The organism is Streptomyces sp. NBC_00178, assembly GCF_036206005.1.
Lineage (GTDB): Bacteria > Actinomycetota > Actinomycetes > Streptomycetales > Streptomycetaceae > Streptomyces.
Map to the genome: position 1 here is coordinate 6,470,637 of NZ_CP108143.1, position 18,978 is coordinate 6,489,614.

Below are 18,978 nucleotides of genomic sequence, written 5' to 3' on the forward strand. Positions count from 1 at the left end.
CGGTCCGCGTCGATCCGCTCCCCTGCCGTGCCACGCGCGGCCCTCCCTGAGGGCGCGACGTCCGGGAGCGGCGGCCCAGGCACGGCCGTCGCGAGGTGCCGGTTTCCGGCCTCGCGCGTCGGTCATGGCCACCGGACGGTGGGGCGTGTCGGCGTACCGTGACATCGTGGCAAACGAAGACTTGGGACGGGCCCTGCGCCGTCTGCGCCGACTGGCCTCACTGACGCAGGAAGAACTGGCCGAGCGCTCCGGCATCTCGGTCGATGTGATCCGTCAGCTCGAACAAGGCCGGAAACATTCAGCACGCCTTCCCACACTGCACGCGCTGGCCAACGGTCTGGGTGTCGAGTTGACCACCCTTCTCGGCGACCCGCCCGCCGTCTCCGCGGGTGAGACCGACGGCCCGCGCTTCGTGGCCCTCCGCAGAGCCGTCATGCCGGTGCTCGGAGGGCCGGATCCCGCGCCGCCAGGTCCCGGCTTCTCGTCGGACCGTCTGCGTGAGCGGATCGCGGACAGTTGGACGCACTACCACGCTGCCGAGTTCGACACGGTGATGAGCGCCCTGCCGGACATGCTCCTGGACGCGCGCGCCGCCACCGCCTCGCAGGACGAGGGCGAGCGGGAGACCGGTTTCGCCTGTCTGGGCAAGGCGCTTCAGCTCGCCGGACACGTCGCTGTGCGGATGGGCAAGTCGGACCTCGCGTTGACGAGCCTTGAGCGGGCCACGGACGCGGCGGGACGGTCGTCCGACCCGCTGCTCGCTCCGATGATCGCCAACTCCACAGCGTGGACCTATCAGAGGCAGGGACGCCTGGAGGACGCGTTGAGCGTCGCCCTCCGTGCCGCCGACGGCATGGTGACGGCGGATAGCGACGAGACAGCCGACGGCTTGAAGGTGTGGGGCGCGCTGACCATGAGCGCCGCCACATCGGCCGCACGGAGCGGCGACTACGACCGCGCGGCGGCGATGATGGAAAAGGCTGAGAGGGAGGCTGCCCGGGTCTCGAAAATGCCCGACGCCGGCGACAACCGCATGGTGTCCGTCTTCAGCCCTTCCTCCGTCCGTATCGAACGCGTCCGGCTCGCAGTCCAGTACGGACACCCGCAGGATGCCTTGGCGCTGTCCAAGGGCATGCGGTTGAGCAAGGACACTCCACCGTCCTGGCGAACCTGGCTGTTGTTGGATGTCGCCCGCGCCCACACCGACACCGGCGATGCGGCCGGGGCGGTGAAGACGCTGGAGTCTCTGCGCAGGGTGGCACCGACGTGGATGCGACACCACACGCTGGCCGTGGCCATCGTCCGCGACCTCTGGGCACTGCCCAACCACCCCCCGGGACTGCGGCCGTTGGCCGAGTTCCTCGGGATCGGCGAATAGCGTGGTGAAAGTGGGACGTCACGCCCCTGTCGGCGTGCCCGGGATGCCGATTGCATGAGCGGACAGCGTCCCGGCCGCCGTACGACCGGCCCCGGGCTCAGCCGATCCGAGGATGCATACCCCCATGCCGCAACCCGCAACACGGGTCCGCCCGACAGGGCACCCCGGGTACAGCGAAACACTGCCACGTGAACCGGAGAGCGCCACGGCCGCCCGGCGCCTGGTGCGCGTCGCCCTCTCCGCCTGGGGTCTCGACGACCTCGCCCCCGACGCAGCCCTGATCGTCACGGAGCTGGTGTCCAACGCCGTCCGGCACGCCCGGCGTGAGTACATCCGGGTCGTCGTCGACCGCCCTGGCCCCGCGCAGGTCCGTCTCGGCGTCGTGGACTTCTCGCAGGTGCAGCCGGTGCGCGGGCAGCCGGACCCGGAGCGCGAGAGCGGATGCGGCCTCGTGCTGGTGGAAGAGCTGGCCGAGAGGTGGGGCACCGATCCGCTGCCGTACGGCAAGCGGGTGTGGGCGGATCTGCGGGGGAGGGGCGAGAGGTGAGCGCGCGGTGAAGCCTCTGGGGGGAGGCGCACGGCGTGCCCCCCCGTACCCGCCGGGAGAAGTGGCTGCTGTGGTCTAGTCCAAGCCCCTCCCGTCCCCGTATCCTCATGCGTGTCGGCGGCACACCATCCCCCCACCCCGGTTGCGTGCCGACGCGGGCGAGCGATGCCCACTCAGCTCTGTCCCCAGCAGCCGGGTGACCTCCCCCCACTCACCGCCTCCAGGAGGCCATGGTGAACGTACGCACCAGAATCACGGCGCTCGTCGGAACCGCCTGTTTCCTCGCATCCCTGAGTCTCGCGACGGCGTCCGCCGGAACGGAGCCGCCGCCGGCCGTCGTCCTCACCGAGGTGGCCCGGGCGCAGACGCCGTCAGCCGGCGCCGCCGGACCCGGCGACACGGTCTGGATCGCCGAACGCGCCGGAACCGTCCGGGTTCTGGACGGCCAAGGTCTGGGCGAACCGGTCCTCGACATCACCGACGAGACCACCACCGACGGTGAACGCGGGCTGCTGGGCATCGCGTTCGACCCCGCGTTCGCGCACTTCTACATCTCGTTCACGGACCTCGAAGGCACCAGCACCGTGGACGAGTTCGCCGTACAGGACGGAGCGATCCTGCCGGACACCCGGCGCACCGTGCTCACCCAGACCCAGCCGTACTCGAACCACAACGGCGGTGACATCAAGTTCGGCCCCGACGGATACCTCTACATCGCGTTCGGCGACGGCGGATCGGGCGGTGACCCGCACGGCAACGGTCAGAACCTCGACACGCTCCTCGGCAAGCTGCTGCGGATCGACCCGGGCGGCGCCGAGCCGTACGCCGTCCCCGCGGACAACCCGTTCGTGGACGACCCGGCGGCGAGGGACGAGATCTGGGCGTACGGGCTCCGCAACCCCTGGCGGTTCTCGTTCGACGCCGGCACCGGCGACCTGCTGATCGGCGACGTGGGCCAGAGCGACTGGGAGGAGATCGACTGGGCTGCCGCGTCCGGCAAGGGCGGTGAGAACTACGGCTGGTCCTCCATGGAGGGCACCCATCCCTTCCGGGGCGGCACCGAGCCGGCGAACCACGTGCCGCCGGTCCACGAGTACGACCGCACCGGCCTCGGCTGCTCGGTCACCGGCGGCTTCGTCTACCGCGGCGCGGCCATCGAGGACCTCGTCGGGCAGTACGTGTTCAGCGACTACTGCGACGGCACGATCCGCACCCTGCGGATCGAGGGCGGCGAAGTGACCGCCGAGGGGGACCTCGGCGTCCAGGGCGGTGAGGTCATCTCGTTCGTGGAGGGCGGCGACGGCGAACTGTACGTCCTCGCCATCGGCGGCACCGTCTCGCGCATCGACCCCGCGTGAGCCGATGACGCCCTGAGCCGTACGCGCGCCACGATGCCCCCGCTCCCGGCGCACCGGGAGCGGGGGCATCGGCGGTCGGCGGTCAGCCCGCGTCCGGCAGCGCCTTCAGGAACCTGGCGGCCACCGGGCCGGCGTCCGCCCCGCCCGAGCCGCCGTCCTCCAGCATCACGCACCAGGCCAGGTCGCTGCCGCCCTGGTAGCCGATCATCCAGGCGTGGGTGCGCGGCGGCTTCTCCTCGCCGAACTCGGCCGTCCCCGTCTTGGCGTGCGGCTCGCCGGGGATGCCCGTCAGCGCGCTGCCCGCCCCGTACGTCACCGTCGCCCGCATCATGTCCCGCAGTGCGTCCGTCACCGCCGGGTCGAGCTTCGCCGTCGCCTCGTGCTTCTTCTTGACCGCCTCGGGCACCAGCACCGGCTGCTTGAAGGTGCCCTCCTTGACCGTCGCCGCGATCGAGGCCATGACCAGGGGCGAGGCCTGCACCCGGGCCTGGCCGATGGTCGACGCCGCGAGGTCGTTGTCCGATGTGCTCACCGGCACCGAGCCGTCGTACGTCGTGTCACCGACGTCCCAGACTCCGCCGATACCGAAGGCCGCCGCCGCGTCGTGCAGTGCGGAACCGCCCACCTTCGCCCGGTGCCCGACGAACATGGTGTTGCAGGACTTCGCGAACGAGTCCTTGAACGTCGAGCCGGCGGGCAGGGTGAACTGGTTCTGGTTCTCGAACTTCTGTCCGTCGACGTGGGCGAACTTGGGGCACTCCACCACGTCCGACGGCTTCATCCCCGCCTTCAGCATCGCCGCCGCCGTGACCACCTTGAACGTCGAACCGGGCGGGTACTGCCCGGCCAGCGCGCGGTTCAGCCCTCCCGCGGGACGGTTGGAGACGGCCAGGATGTTCCCCGTCGAGGGCTCCACGGCGATCAGCGCCGCGTTCACCTTCAGCCCCTCCATGGCGGCCGCCGCCGCTCCCTGGACCTTCGGGTCGATCGTCGTCCTCACCGGCTTGCCCGGCTCCGCCGAGCTCTTGGTCAGGGAGGCCTCCGCCTGACCCGACTGCCGGTCGGCGATGACGACCTCACTGGTGGCAGCGCCCCCGCCGCCGCGCAACTGCTTGTCGTAGCGGGCCTCGAGCCCGAACACACCCTTGCCCTGCTCGTCCACCGAGCCGCGCAACGAGGCCGCCTGCAGGTCGTCGCCGTTGGTGTCGAGCACGGCGGCCCGCTCGGCCACCGTCTTCAGGGCGAGCGTCTGACCGGGCTTCAGCCGGGGGTGGATCATCGGGGAGGTGAACTCCACGGTCCACTCACCGGCCTTCACGACGACCGTCGCCTCGGATTCGTAGGCGAACCTGCCGACGGCCGGGATGCTGAAGCGCGCGGTGAACGGGACGGTCACGCCGCCCTTGTCGTTCTTGTCGCCGTCTCCGGCCGTCAGCTCCGACTTCGTCGGTTTCAGGTTGCTCATCACCGAGGTCAGCAGCGACTCCGCGTTCGACGGGGAGTCCGACAGGGCCGCCGCCTTCGCCGCCTCGCCGGCCCCCCACGCGTCGAGGAACGACTGCAGCCGCTCGGTGGCGGCGGTCACCTCGGGGTCCTGCCCCGCCCCGTCCCCGGACCACGCCCGGTATCCCCACCAGCCCGCGCCCGCCGCAAGGACGACGGCCACCGCCACACCCAGCACCGGTGCTCTGCGTGGTCGGCGACGACTCGCACGGTCGTGACGTGTCATCTGCTGCAAGGTGGGGTCCGACACTTGGCGTTCTCTCCTCGTCTGCTGCGGATACCTCTCCCGCGACCGGACCGCTCCCGATCACCTGTCCGACACGCTAACCGCTGCCCCCCGGCCGAGGGCCACCCCGGAGAGCGGCGGGAGAGTGAGCGGAGAGCGGCCCGGGAGCGGGCAGCACGACGGGCGGGCCGGCGGCACCCCGCACGGTCGCGAGGTGCCGCCGGCCCGCCGGGCCGTGAAGGGTGTCCGGTCAGGCGCGGGGGGTGAAGGCGACCACGTCGCCCGCCTGCTCGCCCCCGGAGAGCTGCCCGAACCGGTCGGTGCGGATGTAGACGCGGTGCAGCCACCGGTCCGCCCCGTCCCAGCGCGGCGTGAAGGGCGTACGGGCGTGTGTCGTACGGAAGTTGTCGACGATCAGGACGTCGCCGGGGACCAGGTGCACGGCCTCGGTGACCTCGTCCAGCGCCTTCGAGAGCGACTCCACGGCCTCGACGTCCCGGGGGTCCTCGGGGGCCAGCAACTCCCGGTCGTAGCCCAGCAGCGGGTCGGCCGCGTCACCGTACAGCGCCTTCACCTGGGCTATCGCGCCCGGGTCCTCGACGCCGCCGCGGAAGGCGACGTCCACGCAGCAGGGCACTCTGCGGTCGAAGAGGTGGCTGCGGAAGCCCTCCGGGACCAGCCGCAGCGCCTTGCGGACCGACCCGACCAGGGTCGCGGCCCTGCGCTCGTGGTCGGCGCGGGAGCAGGCCAGCATCACGTAGTTGGGCTGGAGCTGGTGGTACGCCATCTCCGTGTGGAACTCCAGCAGCGTCTCGGAGGTCTCCGAGGACAGGTGGTGCGCGCCGGGAGAGGGATACACGTCGTGGTAGACGGTGCCGCTGCGCAGTTCCTTGTACCCCGTGTGCAGGCCGAGCCGGCGGCCGACGACGCCGAGCATCGCCTCCATGGTGAGGAGCGGGCGCTCCACCGGCGCGGGGGTGGACTCGGGGGTGCGGGGCAGCTGGTCCTCCGCCTCCACGGGGAGTCCGCGCAGCAGGAGGTAGCCGTCCTCGTTGCCCGAGACGTTGAAGGCGTCGAGGGCTTCGGCGAGGGGGGCCGGCAGGTCGAGGGACGCCGCCTTGGCGGCCTCCAGGAAGGCGGGGAGGTCCGCGCGTGGCACCGCCGGCAGGCGCGAGGCCAGTTCCAGGAGTTCGTCGCGGAAATCGGAGCAGTCGATGACGGTCACGCGTCGTTCCTTTCCTTGATGTGAGCACGGGCGTACTGGTAGAGCAGTTCCGCGCCTATCTCGGTCGCCAGGACGGAGGTGATCCCGGCGTGGTCGTAGAGCGGCGAGACCTCCATGACGTCGAAACCGACCGGCCGCAGCTCGCCCACGCAGCGCAGCAGCGCCAGCACCTCGCGGGAGGACAGCCCGCCGGGTGCCGGGGTGCCGGTGCCGGGGGCGAACGCCGGGTCGGCGACGTCGACGTCGACGGACACGTAGACGGGGCGGTCGCCGATGAGCTCCTTGATGAGGGCGTGCGTACCGGCGACACCGGTCTCCACGAACTCGTCGGTGGTGACCACCCGCACCCCCTTGCCGCGGGCGTAGTCCAGTGAGTCGGGGCGGGGGTTGTGGCCCCGGATGCCGATCTGCACGGTGCGCGCGGGGTCGATGACGCCCTCGTCGATGCCGTGCCGGAACGGCGTCCCGTGGTGGAACTCGCCGCCGTAGAAGGCCGGGTTGGTGTCCGAGTGCGCGTCCAGGTGGACCACGGCGACGGGGCCGTGCTGCTCGGCCACGGCGCGCAGGGCCGCGAGCGTGAGCGAGTGGTCGCCGCCGAGCATCAGGAAGGCGGCGTTGTCCTGGAGGAGGCCGCGCAGATGCCGGTGGGCCGTCTCCATCGCGATGTGCATGTTGAACGGCGTCAGGTCGATGTCCCCGCCGTCCACACAGTCGATGAGCTCGAAGGTGCCCGGCCCCCGGTCGATCCCGACCCCGTGGATCAGGCCCGACTCGTTGCGGATGGCGCGCGGGCCGAAGCGGGCTCCCGGCCGGTAGCTGGTGCCCCCGTCGTAGGGCGCCCCGATCACGACGACGTCGCGTCCGGTGGGCTGGGGGTCGTGCGGCAGGCGCATGAAGGTCGGGATCTGCGCGTAGCGGGGCGAGATCGCGGTGTCGACACGTTCCACGACGTCATCCCTCCTGTCGGATGGGCCGCGGGCGGCCGGTAGGGAGTAGGGGGCGGGTCACTCGGTCTCCTTCAGCCGTGCGGCCACCTGGTGCACGGCCTCGGCGGTGCTCACCTCGGCGGGCGGCCGTCCCTCGACGACCACCCGGTCGAAGATCTCCCGCACCACCAGTGACTTGGCCCGGTGGACGTCCGCCTCCGGTACCCCGGCGTCGATCAGCAGGAGGCTGAAGGAGGACGTCGTCCCGGAGCCCTCGTGCACGCCGAGCTTCGGCCGGTTGACCGTCTCCTGCGGGAGCAGGGGGCTCATCGCCTCGCGCAGGACCCACTTGTCGCGGCCGTGGCGCCGCTTGAGCCCGGCCTCCAGCGACACGAGCAGGTCCAGGACGTCGCGGTCCCAGTAGGGGTGGGTCGACCAGTGGCCCTGGATGCCGGAGAGCACCGGGGTCATCTCGTTGAGTCCGTCGAAGGTGGCCATGTCGAACGCCACCGCCGTGTCCAGCTGCGGCAGCCGGTCCTCGCGGTGCATGCCGGCGAGCGGGATGTCCGCGCCGTATCCGGTGAGGATGCGGCGGGCGGGCCCGTCGAGCGCCCGGTACAGGGCGGTGAGCGGCAGCAGGTACTCGATGATGTCCGGGTCGACGGACTCGGACGCCCAGATCGCGTACGGGAGCTGGCCGAGCAGGTCGGCCGTGGGAACGGTGATCTCCCGGTGCGCGGAGCCGAGGTGGGTGGCGACCACGCGTGCCTCGGCGAACTCGTCCGAGGTGTCGGTGCCCATCGACAGGGTGTCCAGGGGGCCCTCGGTGTGGGCGGCGGCCAGGGCGGCGACACCCGAGGAATCGATTCCGCCGGAGAGCACCACCAGGGGAGTGGAGCCACCGGTGCGGGCCCGTACGGCTCGCCCCAGCGTCTCCCGCACGGCGGCGGTCGCGTCGGCCTCGGGAAGGATCCGCCGGGACACCGGAGGGGTCCAGGTCCGCGAGGGCGCCGCGGTGCCGGTGCGCACGTCGAGGTCCAGTACGGTCCCGGCCGGGATCTGGTGGACCCCCGGCACGCGGCGGATCCGGCGTGCGTCGGCGACGGGCCGCCCGGCCAGCGGGGCCTGGGCCGCCGCCGGGACGAGGGCCTTGATCTCGGTGGCGGCCAGGACACGGCCCGGCGCCGGGAGGGTGTAGAGCGGGACGGAGCCCGCGTGGTCGGTGGCCAGGAGCACCCGGTCGCCCACGGCCGCGGCCGCCGCGAACCGGCCGTTGAGCAGCCGGAACGCGTGCAGGTCGTAGACGTCCAGCAGGGCGAGCACCAGCGCCGCGTCCGTGCGGGCGTCGGCACCGGACGGGAGGAGCGTGAGCAGTTCCTCCCGGTTGTAGAGCTCGCCGGCCAGGACGAGGGCCGTGTCGCCCGAGCGGGCCACGGCGTCCCCGGCCGCACCCGAGTGCACGAGTACGGCGTTCAGGGTCTGGGTGCGGAGGGCCTCGGCCACGGTCTCGTGGGCGCCCCGGGTGGCGAAGACGGGCCGGGGGGCCCGGTCCCCGCCCTGATGGGCGGAGACCAGGAACCCCGTGGCGGCGGGGAATGTGTGCGCCATGATCAGATGCTCAGGGCACCGAAGCCGCCGGAGGTGAAGTCGTAGTTCACCGGGACCTCGATCAGGAACGGGCGGCCGAGCCCCGCTCCCTTGCGCAGAGCGGCGAGCAGGTCCTCGCGGGAGTTCGCCCTGACGGCCTCCACGCCGTTGGCGCGGGCGAGTTCGGTGAAGTCGACGCCGGTGAACTTGACGGCCGGGTCGTGGGAACGCTGGTGGCCGAGGTTCTGGTAGAGCTCGATCAGCCCGTTGGTGTCGTTGTTGACGACGACCGTCACGATGGGCAGGTTGAGCCGGGCGATCGTCTCCAGGTCGGCGCTGTTGGAGTGGAAGCCGCCGTCACCCGCGATGAGGAAGGTCGGCTGGCCGGGGCGGGCCATCTGGGCGCCGATGGCCGCGGGGATGCCGTAGCCGAAGCTGGAGCAGCCGGCCGAGGTGAGGAAGCCGAAGGGCTGGTCGGCGCGGGCGAAGAGCACCCCGTAGTGCCGGAAGAAGCCGATGTCGGACACGATCGTGCCCTCACCGGCGGCGGCGGTCTCCTCCATCACCGTGTTCATGGAGTCCATCACCTGGTGGACCCGCATGCCGTCCTCGTACTCGGTGGGGTCGGCGAGGAACTCAGCGACGCGCTCGCGCAGCGGGGTGATGTCGTGCGGGGTCTTCTTGGCGAGGTCCGCCGTGGCGGCGTCCAGGTGCTCGACGAAGGCCAGCACGTCGGTGACGACGTCGATGTCCGGGCGGTAGACGCGGGGGATCGGGTTGACCGTCGGGGAGACGCGCACGGTCTTCTTCTCGCCGCCGCGGGCCCACATCGAGGGGCGCAGGTCCTCGGCGTAGTCGTAACCGAGGGTCACGACGACGTCGGCCGGGCCGAAGAGGGTCTCCAGGGCGGGGAAGGACAGGATGCCGTCCATGTAGCCGGTGACGGCACCGTAGTTGAGGTGGTGCCCGTGCGGCAGGACGCCCTTGGCGATGTACGTCGTGATGACCGGGACGTCCAGGCGCTCGGCCAGGGCCCGGATCGCGGGCACCGCGCCGGAGCGGATGGCCGCCGCGCCGACGACGAAGACCGGGTGCTCCGCGCCGGAGACCAGTGCGGCCGCCTCGTCGGCGGTGGCCTCCCAGCCGGCCTGGACGGCACCGACGGGCTTGGCCGGGGTGTGCGCGGCGGGGTGGACGACGGAGGTGTCGATGTCGGCGCCGAGCAGGTCGACCGGGACCGAGATGAAGCTGGGGCCGACGGGCTCCGTCATCGCCGCGGCGACGGCCGAGTCCACCAGGTCGGTGATCTCGTCGGGGCGCTGGAGCTCGACGGCGTACTTCGTCATGGGGCGCATGACGGAGACCGAGTCCAGGCACTGGTGCGTGTCGTTCGGGAAGATGTCGTGCGACTCGGACTGGGCGGCGAGCGCGATGACCGGCGAGCGGTCCAGGATCGAGGTGGCCACACCGGTGGCGAGGTTCGTCATGCCGGGGCCGAGCGTGGCCCAGCAGGCCTGCGGCCGGCCGGTGATGCGGGCGAGCACGTCGGCGGCGACGCCGGCGGTGAACTCGTGCCGGGTGAGGACGAAGTCGATACCCGGCGCCTCGTCGAAGAGGATGGACGCGGCCTCACGGCCGACGACACCGAACACCGTCTCCACACCGTGCTCGTGGAGACGCTTGAGCAGCGCGTGTGCGGCCGTCGGGTTGTTGCTGGGCTTGGTCGATACACGGGACATGCGGCGTCGTCTCCAGGATGTCGACGGGATGCGGAATGCCGTCACCGTGCCGGGGGCCTCTCTCCACCGCCTCTCCTGCGCCTATCCGACCGCGCTGTAGTGCGCTTCGAGGCGGCCGGCGGCCGGTTCCCGCCCGGTGCCCCCGTCTCCTGTGATAGATGAATAGGCATACAGTCCGGCGCATAATGTAGCCACTGAGGGAAGAAGGCGATCATGACCGGTACGACGACCCGGGACCCCGCGGGGTTCGTGGTGCACACCGCTCCGGTGGGGCTCACGGGAGACGGGCGGGACGACTTCACGGTGCTGGCGTCGACCGTTCCGACGCAGGTCAGCGCGGTGTTCACCAAGTCACGCTTCTCCGGCCCGAGCGTGGTGCTCAGCCGCGCGGCGGCGGCCGACGGGCAGGCGCGCGGGGTGGTCGTCATCGCCCGCAACGCCAACGTCGCCACCGGGCCCGAGGGGGACCGCAACGCCCGCGAGGTGCGCGACTCCGTGGCCGCCGCCACCGGGCTCCCGGAGGACGAACTGCTGATCGCCTCCACCGGCGTCATCGGCCTCCAGTACCCCATGGAGCAGATCCGCGATCACATCAAGACGCTCTCCTGGCCCTTTCCGGAGGGCGGGTTCGACCGGGCGGCGCGCGCCATCATGACGACCGACACCCGGCCCAAGGAGGTCAGGGTGCGGTGCGGCGACGCCACGCTGGTCGGCATCGCCAAGGGGGTGGGGATGCTGGAGCCGGACATGGCGACCCTCCTGACCTTCTTCGCCACCGACGCCCGGCTGCCCCGGGACGTCCAGGACAGGGTCTTCCGCAGCGTCATGGACCGCACGTTCAACGCCGTCTCGATCGACACCGACACCTCGACCAGCGACACCGCGGTGCTGTTCGCCAACGGGCTGGCCGGCGACGTGGATCCGGTGGAGTTCGAGGAGGCCCTGTACGAGGTGGCGCTCGCCCTGGTGAAGAACATCGCGTCGGACGGCGAGGGGGCCAGCAAGCTCATCGAGGTCCGGGTCACCGGGGCGCGGGACACCGCGCAGGCCAAGCGGGTCGGCAAGACCGTCGTCAACTCCCCGCTGGTCAAGACCGCGGTGCACGGCAGCGACCCCAACTGGGGCCGCGTGACGATGGCGATCGGCAAGTGCACCGACGACACGGACATCCTCCAGGAGAACGTCACCGTCGAGTTCGGCGGGACCCTGGTCTACCCGCAGAGCGCCGACGGACCCGGTGACGCCGAACTGCGCGCCGCCGTCGCCGAGCACATGCGCGGCGACGAGGTGGTCATCGGCATCGGACTGGGCATCGGGGACGGGGAGTTCACCGTCTACGGATGCGACCTGACGGAGGGGTACGTGCGCCTGAACTCCGAGTACACGACCTGACCCGCGCCCCGGGCCCGACCCGCGTACTGGGCCCGACCCACGCGCCGGGCCCGACCCACGCGCCGGGCCCGACCCGCGCGCCGGGCCCGACCCGCGCACCGGGCCCGACCCGCGCACCGGGCCCGACCCACGCGCCGGGCCCGACCCGCGCACCGGACCCCGACCCACGCGCCGGGCCCGACCTGCGCACCGGACCCCGACCAACGCACCGGACCCGGGCCCGGTGGCCGGTCCGCCACGCCCGGAAACCACTGACTCAAATGTGCCGCCTCGTCCGCATCGCTCCGTAGTGTGACGCGTGATCAGCACAACGTGAACGAGGTGGCGCATGGGTCAGTCGCGAAGGTCGGTTCTGCAGGGCGCGTTCGGCGCCGGGGCGGCGGGGCTGCTGGTCGGCGGCGCCGCCCCCCTGCCCGCCGCCCAGGCGCGCCGGATGCCCAAGGGTGCCGACCTCGGGCTGCGCTGGCTGGGCGTCGCCGGGTGGGAGCTGTCCTTCGCGGGCCGCAGCGTGCTCTTCGACCCGTACCTGAGCCGGATGCCCTACGCCGGGGAGGACGGCGCGCTCGACCCGGCTCTACCGCTGCGCCTGGACCCGGACGCGGTGGAGCACGTGGCGGAGAAGGGGCTGACCGGGGCGCCCGAGCTGATCCTGGTCAGTCATGGCCACTTCGACCATCTCGCCGACGTCCCGCACCTGTTGTCCCGGCCGGAGTGGGCCGGCCGGCGTGTCCGGACGCTCTGCGACACCACGTCGCGGCACCTGCTGGCCGCCATGGGTACTCCCGCGCACCGCATGGCGGACGTGGTGGCGGTGGACGGTGGTGACCACCTCCAGTTCGACGGCTACAGCGTGGAGGTGTTCCGCAGCCTGCACAGCAGGTCGGACGACTACACCTCCTTCGCCCCCGGTGAGCGGAACACCGTCCCCCCTCGGCCGCGGACCCTCGGCGACCTCGTGGAGGGAAGGACGCTGGCCTTCCAGGTGTCGGTCGAGGGGGGCCCCTCCGTGCTGCTGACGGGGACCAGCAACGTCGCGGAACGCGAAGTGGCGGGCGCGCGGCCGGACATCGCGGTGATCGGGATGAGCGGTCACGCGGCCGTCCACGGCTACCCGGACCGGCTGCTGGCCGCGCTGGGGTCGCCGCCGGTGCTCCTGCCCTGCCACCACGACGACATGGTGACCCCGCTCGGCGACGCGGGGATCTCGCGTACGTCGTCCCCCGACGCCGTGGCGGCGCTCGCCCGCGCGGCCGAGCGGCGGGCTCCGGGCGGCGGCACCCGGGTTCTGACACCTCGTCACCTGCAGCTGCTCGACGTCACCGCGGCCGGTTGACCTGGTCCGCGGCGGCCGGGTGTGCGAGATTTCGACGCGCTCAGGGGGTCCGTTTCGGCCGCAGGGGTGACCGATCCCGCTTTCCGGACATGGGGTACCGGATTCCGGTACGCACGTGCGTACGCACCTTCGAAGCGGCGTACGGTTTTTGCCATCACAGGTCTAAACCAGTGAGGCGAGCGTTCCGCGTCCGGATCGATGCGCTGAGTAATCCCACTCTCCATACGGGGCCCTCATGTCCTTCACGCCGGACGCACAACTTCCGCAGAGGCGTGACGCCCCGGGGGTTGCCGGATGCCGTGTCCGCGTTGCCGTGCGGGCCGATGACTACTCCGTGCCATACACGATCATGAAGCCCCGGCCACCCGGCCCGGCGGGCGTTATCCACGTTTTTCCCGCGTCCTCATTTTCTCCCGGATCGGGGCGACAGTTTTCAGCCGCGCCCGTCCGGGCCTCGTTGACGGCGCCCGGATGGCTTATTACTGTCCCGACTCGATGAGGTAGAAGGTCCGCTACGCGCGTAGTGGCCGCAGCCACGACCACTGCATTCGCTCCATCGATCAGCGCAGCCAAAGACATTGCGTCTGAAATCAAGCAGTTCATGTCAGGGGAATTGAGTCATGGACAGGCAGAACGGGAGACCCCCAATGGCCGGCGTGCAGATTCGCATACTGGGTCCGATCTCCATGCTTTCCCGGAACGTGCCGGTCCCGCTCGCCGGACAGAGGCAGCTCCGGGTGCTCACCGCCCTCGCACTTGTGTCGGGGAGGGCGGTCAGCACGCCCGAACTCATCACCCACCTCTGGGGTGAGCGTCCACCACGGACCGCCCCTGGTCAGCTCCAGACGAGCGTGTGGATGATCCGCCGCTCGCTGGCCGCGGTCGGAGCGCCGCAGGACACCGTCCTGTCGACCGCTTCCGGATACCAGCTGGATTCGGCTCTCTGCGAGATCGACAGCGATATCTTCCGGCGCAACGTCGCCACGGCGAAGAAAATGGTACGGGCCGACCTCAAGGAGGAGGCGCTCGACCTGCTCAAGGAGGCTCTCGCCCTGTGGCGGGGACCGGCCCTGGCCACGATTTCGAGCAGTGCGCTGCAGACCCGCGCTGCCAGGCTCGAAGAGGAGCGCGTCGCCGCACTTCAGCAGCGTATTTGCCTGGAAATAACTCTGGGTCAATACGAGGAGGCCATCGGGGAACTCACCGACCTCATAGCCCTCCACCCTTTGCGCGAAGAGCCCTACGCGCATTTGATGCAGGCCCTGTATCTCTCCGGTCGGCAGGCCGACGCGCTCGCCGTGTTCCGCAGGGCCCGCAACACCCTGACCGACGAGCTGGGCATCTACCCCGGGCCCAGGCTGACCACCCTGGAGCGGGCGATCCTGCGTCAGGACGCCGACATGCTCTCGGCGGTGCCGGGGATGGCCAGCCGCTGACCCGTGTCACGACCCGCACACGGCTGCGTCCCCCGGCCCATGGGCCGGGGGACGCAGCCGTGTGCCGGAGCCGTCCCGGCAGTGGACTTCCGGACCGGTGGGCCCTCCCCGCACCTCGCGGGGAGGGCCCACCGGGTGGTGGGTCAGAGACCCATGCCCTGCATCGTCCGCTCCAGGGAGTCCGCGTACAGCCGGGCTCCTCCGACCTTCGGGTGGAACGACTGCGCGGACGCACCGAGTTGGAGGATCGGCCAGTCGATGGCGGGCTCGTCGCTCTCCACCAGGTCCAGCACGATCCCGTGGACCTGCTCGGGATCACCGCAGACGGCCTTGCCCGCGAAGTTCTGCGCGGGGTTGGAGTACCAGGCCTTGGCGCCGGCGGCCTTGGCGTCGTTCACGGCGCCCTGCATCTCGGTGGCGAGGGTGGCGGCCATGCCGTTCAGCCAGGGCGCCTCCTCCGTGCCGATGCCCGGGATGCACGATCCCGACCGCTCCAGCAGCGGCGGGTATCCCATCAGCACGATCTTGGCGTTCGGAGCCTTCGCCTGGATCTTCTTCAGCGCGTCGGTGATGGCCGGCCGCACCCGCTCCTTCGCGAGACGCTCGGCCGCCACACCGATGTCCAGTCCCTGGTAGGCGGCGTCGTCCACCCGGGAGTCGTCGTCGTCGAACTTCTGGTTCTGGCACAGCGTCGGCCAGCCCACACCACCGAAGATGCACTTCTGGATGATGTAGGCGAACCGGGCGTCGTTACCGCCGATCGAGATGGTCACCAGCGTGGTGTTCTGGTCGAGGTAGCCCTTGGACAGCTGGGGCAGCTCGCCGTTCTCGCCGACGGTCGCGATGTTGTACGTCCGGGCCCCGGAGCACGCGATCAGGTGGTAGTCCATCGCCGCCGACCTGCTGTCGTCCATCGCCCCCACGGACGACGTACGTCCCGGGATCGTGGCCTGGCGCGACCACGCCTTGGTCGAGCGGTGGCAGGCGTCCCGCGTCGAGGGGTTGCTCGCGTCCCGGTAGTTCGTCTCCTTGTAGTAGTCGACGCCGCCCGCGGCCGAGGCGCCCTCACCCGAGGAGTAGGAGTCGCCCATCGCGACGACCATGTCCTTGGGCTTGGCCGACAGCGGCTGGAAACCCGCCGCGTCCCACGCGACGTCCTCCGACCCGCTGCCGTCGGCCGCGTGCGTGGAGAGGGAGATCTTCGGGGTGGAGGTGAACTGGAACACCCCGAGGGAGACCCACTTGTTCTCCCCGACGCGCTGCGGGTGCACGCGCACCGGGCTCGTGCTGTTCGTACCGGAGACGGTGTACGAGGCCTGCCGGGTGTGGGCGCCGTGGTCGGGCAGGTGCACCCAGACCCTGGCCCAGCCGGTCATGCCGTTGGTCAGCGTCCAGGTGCCGGTGGTGCGCATCCGGGCGCCCTCGGTGGTCGCCTGGTTCCTCGTGTGCGAGAACCAGAAGTGGTTGCCGTAGCCGGCCCCGATCTGATGGGTGTCGATCTTGCCCGGGTAGTTGGCGCCGTCGGCCGTGAAGGTGAAGCCGAAGCTGCCCGGTGAGGTCGTCGCCCCGCAACTTCGTCCCGACGAGCCCGCGGGTGTCACGCCCGAGGCCACGTCGTCGATCACGTACGTCCCCGAGGGCAGGCCGCTGGAGCACCGGGGCGGGTAGGCGTTGCCGTCCGGCTGCTCCGGGTAGGTGGCGTCGAAGCGGTGCAGGGCGTATCCGCAGGCGCCGCCCGCGCAGCTCTTCCAGCTGCTCTTCTTGTTCCACCAGCAGTGCAGGAAGAACTCGTCGGCCGGGTTGTTGAGCTGGCACGCGCCGTTGGTGTCGGTGTCACCGTCCTTGATCTTGGCCGGGTCGCAGTTGTTGGACGTGTCGCAGAACTGTCCGACGGGCGGCTTGGCCCGCGTGCGCTGGTCCGTGGCGGTCCACCAGGCGGCCCGGTAGCCGGGCTGGAAGTCGCCCGGGGCGAACATCGCGGAGATCGGGCGGGCGGCCCAGCCGATCACCTTCTCCTGGTAGGGCCAGTCCTGGGGGTGGGCGGCGTGCGAGTAGTCGTCCCCGCCGCCCGAGTTCTCCAGGAACGGGGTGCGGTTGGCCTTCCACAGCGCGTTGGCCGGGTTGTTGGTGTAGCCGACGCCCCAGTGGCCACCGTGCGAACCGGCGCTGGACTGCGGGTAGAAGCCGGAGTTGTAGGCCCAGAGCGCGAAGAACCAGTTCTCGATGTACGAGGGGCCGCCGTCGTTGACGGTCATCCCCGCGCTGTACGTCTGGTTCCACTTGTCGACGAGGATGTTGACACCCGCGGCGATGTTGGCCGTGTAGTCGAGGGCCACCGCCTCCTGCTTCTGGACGGACAGCGCGGTCTCGCCCGGCTTCTCGTGACCCGCCTTGCGCATGCCGTCGGTCACCTGGACGATGCCGTAACCGCAGTCGGCGTTGGCCCAGTTGATCGCCCACGGGTCCGGGGCCTGGCCGTCGGATCCGTGGCTGATGCCGTAGAAGTTGCCGATCAGGGTGTTCGCCGTGACGCCCGGGACCGCGAAGCGGGTGGCCTGCCACATGTTGGATTCCTGGGCGGTGACGCCCAGCATCACCTGCGCCGGGATGTGGTACTCGTCGGCCGCGTCAGGGGCGCCGTTGGGGTCGCCCGCCATGGTCTTGAGGGGGAAGAGGGACTGCGGCTGGTAGGCCGACATCCCGGTGTTCTTCCAGTTGGCGGCGCGCGAGACGTGCGAGTTCAGCTTGCCGACCACGGCCTGGTCGACCGCCCACTCGACCTGGCGCGGGGTCGGCTGGAAGGCCTGCTTGCGGACGTCCCCGCGCGCCACCGAGCAGTAGCGCTCGTCCTCGACGGGGTTGGTGGGCGAGCCGGCGGCGAGCCTCGGGGACGCCGCGGCCGTCCCGGTCCCGCGGGTCAGCGCCGGGGACGTCGCGAGACCCGCGGCCGTCCTGGCGGTGGAGCCCACGGCCGTGCCGGGCCGGGCGTCCAGGGTGACGTTGCGGCCGGTCTCCAGGAGCTTCATCGTGGTCCGCGCGGTGCGTGCGGAGGCGGCCTCCTGGGGGGAGATCCGGGAGTCCTTGCCGTCGGCCCAGGCGGTGGTGACGGCGGCCTCCCCCCGGGTGGACAGGGCGGCGCCCTTGGCCACTCCCGCGGGCATGCGCACGGACGACGGCAGGGTGCCCGCTGCCTCGGCCTCGCCCGTGACGTACACCGTGCCGGTGCGGGCCGAGCGGGCCAGGTCGAAGTCGGTGAGCGCGCCGGTGGCGAGGCGCTGGGTGACGCCGGCGGCCTTGGCGGCGCCGAACAGCGCCGCCGGGGCGCGCCGGACCTCGGCCCGCTCGGTGCCGGACCCCGCGGCAGGGGCGGTGCGGTCGATGTAGACGACCGAGCCGTCGGCGGCGGCGGTGAGCTGGAAGGGCGCGGTGGCGGCCTTCGTGGCGACGCGCACGTCACCGGAGGGCGCCACCCGGACCAGGCGCGAGCCCTGCGCGGCGGCGTAACCGTCGGCGAGGGGGACGGCGGACGTGACCTGGCCGGGCAGGTCCAGCGGCTTCGCCGCCTTTCCGCTCGCCGTGTCCACTCCCACGAGCCGGGTCTCGTTGCGCTTCGACGCGTCGTCGGAGAACTGCGAGAAGACGGCCTTCTCGGTCGTGCCGCAGCCGGGTGAGAAGTAGCTCAGGCTGGACTGGACGGGGAGCTTGGTGACCGCGCCGGTCGTCAGGTCCACGACCGCGGTGAAGGCGCCGCGGGTCATCAGCTCCGGTTTGTTGGTGAAGGTGCGGGGTGCGTACGTGACGGCCGCGCGCTTGCCGGAGGCGGTGAGGCAGGCGTTGCCGATCCAGGTGTCCGTGTCGAAGCCCGGCTCGGACAGGGTCGCGGCGGTCCGCCAGCGGTAGCCGTCCTCGGCGGCGGCGACCATGACGTGGAAGCCGGTGGCGTCACCCGAGGTGGTCCAGGCCAGGTCGTCGGAGGTGCGGTATCCGGATCCGAGCAGCGCCGTGCGGTCGTCGGCGGGGACGGCCTCGGGGAGCTCGGCCGGACCGGGCTTCGCGGCGTCCGCCCGGTCCTTCTGGGTCCAGCCCTGGGCGGCACCCGGGGGAGGGGTGGGGGATTTCGCCATCGACACCGACGGGTAGCCCGCCAGCAGCGCCGTCGCGGCGATGGTAATGACGGGTACATGCCATCTTTTTCTTCGGGACACGTTCGGCTCGCCTTTCCTGCGTACACCCGCGTCGCGCGTGGGGGGAAGCGGGCGTCCGCTTCGCACGTGGGGGACGCGAGCACATCAGCCGGACCTCTCCACCCCCTCTCACCCCTCTCTCCC

The 18,978-nt window shown here is 71.4% G+C and carries 13 protein-coding genes; 6 read left to right on the forward strand and 7 right to left on the reverse strand.

Annotated elements, in window-relative coordinates; translation table 11 throughout:
* Positions 1–124: 124 nt before the first annotated feature.
* From OHT61_RS28300 to OHT61_RS28310, 3 genes are all read left to right on the forward strand, one after another.
* Positions 125–1,378, forward strand: a complete 1,254-nt coding sequence (locus OHT61_RS28300) for a helix-turn-helix transcriptional regulator (RefSeq protein WP_329042102.1) — start codon at positions 125–127, stop codon at positions 1,376–1,378.
* A 124-nt stretch (positions 1,379–1,502) separates the two neighbouring features.
* A complete protein-coding gene (locus OHT61_RS28305) occupies positions 1,503–1,925 on the forward strand; it encodes an ATP-binding protein (RefSeq protein WP_329042103.1) in 423 nt (140 codons plus the stop codon).
* 233 nt (positions 1,926–2,158) lie between these two features.
* The gene (locus OHT61_RS28310) at positions 2,159–3,283 is read left to right on the forward strand and encodes a PQQ-dependent sugar dehydrogenase (RefSeq protein WP_329043411.1); all 1,125 of its coding nucleotides are present in this window, start codon (positions 2,159–2,161) and stop codon (positions 3,281–3,283) included.
* Between the two features lie 82 nt (positions 3,284–3,365).
* On the opposite strand, the gene OHT61_RS28315 is transcribed toward OHT61_RS28310, so the two are convergent.
* From OHT61_RS28315 to OHT61_RS28335, 5 genes are all read right to left on the reverse strand, one after another.
* Positions 3,366–4,949: a penicillin-binding transpeptidase domain-containing protein gene (locus OHT61_RS28315; protein WP_443049559.1), complete on the reverse strand. Its 1,584-nt coding sequence runs from the start codon at positions 4,947–4,949 to the stop codon at positions 3,366–3,368.
* A 313-nt stretch (positions 4,950–5,262) separates the two neighbouring features.
* Complete coding sequence (cs1, locus tag OHT61_RS28320) at positions 5,263–6,237, reverse strand: clavaminate synthase Cs1 (RefSeq protein WP_329042105.1); 975 nt, start codon at positions 6,235–6,237, stop codon at positions 5,263–5,265.
* Entirely contained in the window at positions 6,234–7,184 is a 951-nt protein-coding gene (speB, locus tag OHT61_RS28325) for an agmatinase (RefSeq protein ID WP_327112211.1), read from the reverse strand. The genes cs1 and speB overlap by 4 nt, the downstream gene beginning before the upstream one ends.
* 57 nt (positions 7,185–7,241) lie before the next feature.
* On the reverse strand, positions 7,242–8,774 hold the full coding sequence (locus OHT61_RS28330; protein WP_443049633.1) for an asparagine synthase-related protein: 1,533 nt from the start codon (positions 8,772–8,774) through the stop codon (positions 7,242–7,244).
* On the reverse strand, positions 8,774–10,489 hold the full coding sequence (locus OHT61_RS28335; protein ID WP_329042109.1) for a thiamine pyrophosphate-binding protein: 1,716 nt from the start codon (positions 10,487–10,489) through the stop codon (positions 8,774–8,776). The genes OHT61_RS28330 and OHT61_RS28335 overlap by 1 nt, the downstream gene beginning before the upstream one ends.
* Positions 10,490–10,702: 213 nt before the next feature.
* Here OHT61_RS28335 and argJ point away from each other — a divergent pair, with 213 nt between their 5' ends.
* Positions 10,703–11,881: a bifunctional glutamate N-acetyltransferase/amino-acid acetyltransferase ArgJ gene (gene argJ, locus OHT61_RS28340; RefSeq protein ID WP_329042110.1), complete on the forward strand. Its 1,179-nt coding sequence runs from the start codon at positions 10,703–10,705 to the stop codon at positions 11,879–11,881.
* Here argJ and OHT61_RS32585 read toward each other — a convergent pair.
* A complete protein-coding gene (locus OHT61_RS32585) occupies positions 11,817–12,071 on the reverse strand; it encodes a hypothetical protein (RefSeq protein ID WP_443049560.1) in 255 nt (84 codons plus the stop codon). The genes argJ and OHT61_RS32585 overlap by 65 nt on opposite strands.
* Positions 12,072–12,209: 138 nt before the next feature.
* Between OHT61_RS32585 and OHT61_RS28345 the strand changes: the two genes are divergently transcribed.
* Together OHT61_RS28345 and OHT61_RS28350 are read left to right on the forward strand one after the other, a co-directional pair.
* Positions 12,210–13,214 carry an MBL fold metallo-hydrolase gene (locus OHT61_RS28345; RefSeq protein ID WP_329042111.1) on the forward strand — a complete coding sequence of 335 codons (1,005 nt, stop codon included), beginning with the start codon at positions 12,210–12,212 and terminating at the stop codon, positions 13,212–13,214.
* Positions 13,215–13,900: 686 nt separating this feature from the next.
* Entirely contained in the window at positions 13,901–14,650 is a 750-nt protein-coding gene (locus OHT61_RS28350) for an AfsR/SARP family transcriptional regulator (RefSeq protein ID WP_329042112.1), read from the forward strand.
* Between the two features lie 143 nt (positions 14,651–14,793).
* On the opposite strand, the gene OHT61_RS28355 is transcribed toward OHT61_RS28350, so the two are convergent.
* A complete protein-coding gene (locus tag OHT61_RS28355) occupies positions 14,794–18,855 on the reverse strand; it encodes a golvesin C-terminal-like domain-containing protein (RefSeq protein ID WP_329042113.1) in 4,062 nt (1,353 codons plus the stop codon).
* Between the last annotated feature and the right edge of the window lie 123 nt (positions 18,856–18,978).

What these genes read in the sequence shown, in the direction of transcription:
- OHT61_RS28300 (WP_329042102.1), top strand. Translation starts at nt 125, where the DNA reads ATGGCCACCGGACGGTGGGGCGTGTCGGCGTACCGTGACATCGTGGCA.
- OHT61_RS28305 (WP_329042103.1), top strand. Translation starts at nt 1,503, where the DNA reads ATGCCGCAACCCGCAACACGGGTCCGCCCGACAGGGCACCCCGGGTAC.
- OHT61_RS28335 (WP_329042109.1), bottom strand. Translation starts at nt 10,489, where the DNA reads ATGTCCCGTGTATCGACCAAGCCCAGCAACAACCCGACGGCCGCACAC.
- argJ (WP_329042110.1), top strand. Translation starts at nt 10,703, where the DNA reads ATGACCGGTACGACGACCCGGGACCCCGCGGGGTTCGTGGTGCACACC.
- OHT61_RS28345 (WP_329042111.1), top strand. Translation starts at nt 12,210, where the DNA reads ATGGGTCAGTCGCGAAGGTCGGTTCTGCAGGGCGCGTTCGGCGCCGGG.
- OHT61_RS28350 (WP_329042112.1), top strand. Translation starts at nt 13,901, where the DNA reads ATGCTTTCCCGGAACGTGCCGGTCCCGCTCGCCGGACAGAGGCAGCTC.